Origin of the sequence: Candidatus Palauibacter australiensis (assembly GCA_026705295.1) — a bacterium.
In the GTDB taxonomy this organism is placed as follows: Bacteria; Gemmatimonadota; Gemmatimonadetes; order Palauibacterales; family Palauibacteraceae; genus Palauibacter; species Palauibacter australiensis.
Map to the genome: position 1 here is coordinate 1 of JAPPBA010000115.1, position 5,394 is coordinate 5,394.

The window sequence follows — 5,394 nt, forward strand, 5'->3', positions numbered from 1 at the left end:
CTCCAGCGGTGTGATGTCGTCCAGGATCCAGATGCTGCGCCCGTGCGTCCCCACGACGAGGTCGTTCTCCCGCGGGTGGATCGCGATGTCGTCCACCGCGGCCACGGGGAGGTTGTTCACCATCCGCGCCCACGATTCACCGCGGTCGATCGACATGTAGACGCCGATCTCGTTCCCGAGGAAGAGAAGATCCGGGTTCCGCGGATGCTCCCGGATCACGTTGACGGACCAGCCGTCGGGGAGGCCGGCCGTGATCCGCCGCCAGCTCGCGCCGTGGTCCTCGCTCACGTAGGCGTACGGCGCGTAGTCGTCGTTGCGGTGCCCGTCGAACGTGACGTACACCCGTCCGTCCGCCGCGTACGACGTCTCGAGACGGCTCACATAGGTGCGGGGCGGGACGCCGGCTACCCGGTCGATGACGTTCGTCCAGGTCGCGCCGCCATCGAGCGTCACCTGCAGATTTCCGTCATCCGTTCCCACGTAGAGGGCGTCGGGCGAGTGTTTCGATTCGGCAAACGCCGTGATGTTGCCGTAGGAAGCGATCCCGTCGTTGTCCGAGAGCGTCTCGTCGGTCACCACGCGGCCCATGATCTCCAGCGTGTCGCGGTCGATCTGCTTCGTGAGGTCCGGGCTCGCCTCCTCCCAGGTCATCCCCCGGTCCCTCGACCGGAACAGGTGGTTCCCGCCCAGGTAGATCGTCGCGCGGTCGTGGCGCGAGATCGCGAACGGCGAATCCCAGTTGAACCTGTAGCGGCGCGGTTCCTCGTCCTCCGCTTCATTCCCCGTCGGGCGCGGCACGGGCCGGATCGACTGCCCCTCGCGCGTGGCCACGTCGATGCGCGCCATGTTCCCGCCCTGCGACTCCGAGAACATGATGTTCGGGTCCTCGGGGTCGGAGTGGTTGTGGAACCCGTCGCCGAACCACATGTGCGTCCATTCGCGGTTGCGGACGCCCCAGGTGGACTGCGTCCGGTGGGGCGCGCACCAGTTCCCGTTGTCCTGCAGCCCGCCGCACACGTTGTAGGGGTCGCTCATGTCGACGTCGATCTCGTAGAACTGGCCGATCGCCATGTTCCGGATCGAGCGCCAGGTGACCGACCCGTCGCGCGAGAAGGCGAGCCCGCCGTCGTTCCCGTTGATGAGATGGTTCGAGTTGTGGGGATTGATCCACAGTGCATGGTGGTCGGAGTGGATCTGGTCCGTGGAGTTCCCCGGCCACCAGGTGCGCCCTCCGTCGTCCGAGGCCGATGACTGGACGCCGCCCAGGTAGATCCGCTCGGGGTTGTTGGGGTCGATCCGGATGAGGGAGAAGTACATGGGACGCGGGTTGCGGTCGCTCATGAATTCCCACGTCTCGCCGCGATCCCTGGAGCGATATACGCCTTGGCCCTCGTGCGCCTCGACGATCGCGTACACGAGGTTTCCGTCGCGCCGGTAGATGTCGAGCCCGATGCGGCCGAGTTCGCCCTGCGGCAGCCCCTCATCGAGGCGGGTCCAGTTCTCCCCGCCGTCCGTCGTGCGCCAGAGGCCCGACCCGCCGCCCCCGGCCGCGAACCCGAACCCGGTGCGCTGCCGCTGGTACATGGCCGCGAAAAGCGTGTTCGGGTCGTTGTGGTCCATGACGAGGTCGATGATTCCCGTGTGCTCGTCGATGTAGAGGATGTTCTCCCACGTCGCCCCGCCATCGACCGTCTTGAAGAGGCCGCGCTCCTCGTTCGGCCCCCACAGGTGGCCGACGGCCCCGACGTATACGACGTCGGGATCCCGAGGATCGATCTTGATCCGGCTGATATGGCGCGTGTCCTCGAGCCCCACGTGCGTCCAGGTGCCGCCCGCGTCCGTCGACTTGAACACACCCACCCCCCACGGCGAACTCTGCCGGTTCGCCGGTTCGCCCGTCCCCACCCACACGTGGTTGGGGTTGGACGGCGCGACGCTCACGGCGCCGACCGAGGAGGTGGGCTGGTCGTCGAACACGGGGTCCCACGTCATCCCGTCGTTCGTCGTCTTCCACACGCCCCCCGCACCGAGGCCGACGTAGAAGATGCGCGGGTCGCTCTCCACGACCGCGAGGTCGGACACCCGTCCGCCCATGATCGCCGGCCCCAGTTCACGGAACTCCAGCCCGGAGGCGGCCGCGGCGGCTCGTTCCGAAGCCGTCTGGGCGGCCGCGGCGGCCGGGAACAGCGCTCCTGCGGCGAGCGACAGCGGAAGGAGGAGCGTGAGGAGGTGGACGACGGGGAAACGCAAGGACCGTGGGGACTTCGACTGGAACGCCATCGGAACCTCCGGAGTGACGGCGAATACGAGGGAAACGGAACATCGAACAGTGATTCCCGCGAAGCCCGCCGCGCAAGGCAATGGAGCGGTGCCGCGACGCCCCACTTGTCTCGCCATGAGGAGACGGCTTACTTGGCCGGCATGCGCTGCGGGACCACACAAAGGCCGTCGGTAGGGCGGGGCCGGGAGCGGCTTCGCCGCGCACTGGCCGTCACCTCCCTTGTCACCTTCCTCGCCGCGCCTGTCCTCGCGGCGGTCCCGCGCGCCCCGGTCGTCGATCCCGATTCCCTTCTTCGGATCACCTTCCTCGATGTGGGACAGGCGGATGCCGTCCTCATCCAGGCGCCGGGCGGCCGAACCGCGCTCATCGACGCGGGGGGCGACGACATCGTCCCGCTACTGCGGCGGTTCGGCGTGCGCGAGATCGATCTGCTCGTCGCGACGCACCCCCACGCGGATCACATCGGTGGCATGGCCGGCGTCATCGCGGCGCTCCCGGTCCGCTTCTACATGGACAACGGGGAGCCGCACACGACGCAGACCTACCGGCGGCTGCTTGCCGCCCTCGACGCGCGTCCGGAGATCGCCTACCTGGAGGCCTCGCCGCGGACGCTCACGCTCGGCGAGGTCGAGATCGACGTGCTGCCGCTGCTCCCGCGGGGGACGGCGGGGCTCAACGACCGCTCCGTCACCCTGCTCGTGCGGTTCGGCGAGTTCCGCGCCTTCCTGAGCGGCGATTCGGAGGTACGGCAACTGACCCATCTGATGAATCGGGAGGCCGTCCGCGAGGTGGCGCTGCTCAAGGCCCCGCACCACGGCGCCGACAACGGGTTCACGCGGGAGTTTCTGAACGCCGCCCGCCCCCGGGTCGTCGTCATCTCGGTGGGCCGCGACAACCGCTACGGCCATCCGGGGCGCGCCGCCCTCCGAGCCTACGAGGCGTCGGGGGCCGCCGTGTTCCGCACGGATCGGCACGGCCACGTCTCCGTGCGGGGGCGCGAGAGCGGTGACTACGACGTCTCGTTCGGCGGGGAGGTCGCGTTGCGCGGGACGGGAGACGAGCCGCGCGAGGTGCCCGTGGCGCTTCCCGGGCCGACCGGCGTCCCCGCTACGCCGGGTGACGCGCGGCTCCGACTCTGGGTACACGCCGATGCGCCCGGCAACGATCACACGAACCCGAACGGCGAGTACGCCGTCATCCGGAACCTGGAGTCCAACGATCGACCGATCGGTGGCTGGTCGTTGTGCGATGGGGCCAACCATTGCTTCCGGTTTCCCGCCGGAGCGGTGCTGGCGGCTGGCGGACAACTCGTGGTCCACACCGGCTCCGGGCGCGCCGACGGCACACGCTACTACATGGGCCGGCGGCAGGCCGTGTGGAACAACAGCGGCGACACCGCGACCCTCTACGACGACACGGGGGCCATCGTCGTCGTGTTCGACTATTGAGTCGGGAATCGGAGCACCGCTGGGTCGTCGACCGCGTCGAGGGGTGCATCGCCGTGCTCATCCGAGACGTGGACGAGCGCGCCGAAGACGTGCCCATCGAGACGCTTCCCGCCGGGAGCCGCGAAGGCGCCGTGCTGCGCGTACCGGAGGCGGAGGGGCGGCCTCACTGGGGCGGGGCCGTACTCGACGAAGAGGCGCGCCAGACTCGACTGCGGGAGGCGGAAGACGTGCTCCGGCGCCTGAGACGCCGCGACCCCGGCGGTGACATCAAGCTCTAGGTGTCTTGAACGTTGGGCTGCTCCGGATCTAGGATCGAAGTCTGCGATCCCCCTGCCAGGAGCCGTCCGATGAAACGCCGAGACTTCCTCGCCACCTCCGCCGCGGCCGCCGCCGGATCGGGCCTCGTCGCCTGCCGTCCTCCCGAAACGTCCGCCGCCCCGCCCCTCACCTCCGGGCAGTGGGGCTCCGGCGACTACGCGCATGTGCCCGGCCTGGCGGGGCCCGCGCACGGAACCGTGTGGGGCCGCACGGGCGTGACGGCCTGCTCCGACTACTACGCGTCCCTCGCCGGCACGCAGACCATGATGCAGGGGGGGAACGCGATCGACGCGATGGTCGCCGCGTGCGCCACGCTGAACGTGTCGGACCCCTACATGTCCGGGATCGGCGGCTTCGGCGGCTACATGCTCATCTACCTGGCCGAGGAGAACCGCGTCGTGGGGCTCGACGCGCTCGGCCGCTCGCCCGCCGCCTCATCGCCGGAGACGATGACCCTGGACGACTTTGCGGCTGGCTACAAGGCGCCGATCGTGCCCGGGGCCTTCAAGGGCTGGGCCGCCGCGCTGGAGCGCTACGGGACGATGAGCCTCGGCGACCTGTTCGAGCCCGCGATCCGGCTCGCCGAAGACGGCTTCGTGTTCTCGAAGTTCGACGAGCGCTACACGCAGTCGAGCGCGGACAAACTGAGCCGCTTCCCGTCGACGACGCGCGTCTTCTTCCCCAGCGGACGCCCTCCCCGCATGGGCGAGGTCATCAAGCAGCCCGAGCTCGCAGCGAGCATGCGCCACCTCGCCGGCGCGGGGGCGGACGACCTCTACAAGGGCGAACTCGCCGACCGCATCGTCGCCTTCCTGGCCGAGAACGGCGGCCACCTGACGAAGGCCGACCTCGAAGGCTACGAAGTCGAGTGGCGGGAGCCGATCCGGACGACCTTCCAGGGATACGATCTGCACGCCATGCCCCCGGGCTCCTGCGGGATGTCGATGTTCCAGGCGCTGAACATCATGGACGGGTTCGACCTCGCGAACATGGACCTGTACGGATCGGAGTTCGTCCACCTGTGGCTCGAGGCGATGAAGCTCGCCCTCGCCGACGACGACCGCTACAACACCGGCAAGGAAGACGTGGACATCCCCGTGGACATGATCATCTCCCGGGAGTACGCGGATGAGCAGCGCGCGAAGATCGATCCCCTGCGCGTCGCCTCCTTCTCCGGGGCCCCGCTTCCTTTCTACGGGACGACGAGTCTCTCCACCGTCGACCGGTGGGGGAATGCGGTCGCCTTCACGCAGTCGCTCGTCAACGCGTACGGAAGCGGCGTGATCGCGGGGGACACCGGGATCTTCCTCAACAACGGCCACATGTTCGGCTTCGTGCTCGAGGAGG

At 69.0% G+C, this 5,394-nt stretch carries 4 protein-coding genes; 3 read left to right on the plus strand and 1 reads right to left on the minus strand.

The genetic code is table 11. From position 1 onward, the window contains the following. The coding region (locus OXN85_08955) for a hypothetical protein (protein ID MCY3600087.1) at window positions 1-2,280 on the minus strand (2,280 nt) is incomplete at its 3' end. A 141-nt stretch (window positions 2,281-2,421) separates the two neighbouring features. Here OXN85_08955 and OXN85_08960 point away from each other — a divergent pair. The 3 genes from OXN85_08960 to OXN85_08970 form a co-directional block, all read left to right on the plus strand. Further along, window positions 2,422-3,729 (plus strand): lamin tail domain-containing protein, encoded by a 1,308-nt coding sequence (locus tag OXN85_08960; GenBank protein ID MCY3600088.1) that lies wholly within the window; start codon window positions 2,422-2,424, stop codon window positions 3,727-3,729. Further along, window positions 3,726-4,007 carry a DUF3006 domain-containing protein gene (locus OXN85_08965; GenBank protein ID MCY3600089.1) on the plus strand — a complete coding sequence of 94 codons (282 nt, stop codon included), beginning with the start codon at window positions 3,726-3,728 and terminating at the stop codon, window positions 4,005-4,007. The genes OXN85_08960 and OXN85_08965 overlap by 4 nt, the downstream gene beginning before the upstream one ends. A gap of 69 nt (window positions 4,008-4,076) precedes the next feature. After that, a partial coding sequence (locus OXN85_08970; protein ID MCY3600090.1) for a gamma-glutamyltransferase occupies window positions 4,077-5,394 on the plus strand: 1,318 nt, incomplete at its 3' end.

Excerpts from the sequence above, each read along its gene's own strand:
- OXN85_08960 (MCY3600088.1), top strand. The coding sequence starts at position 2,422 with ATGCGCTGCGGGACCACACAAAGGCCGTCGGTAGGGCGGGGCCGGGAG.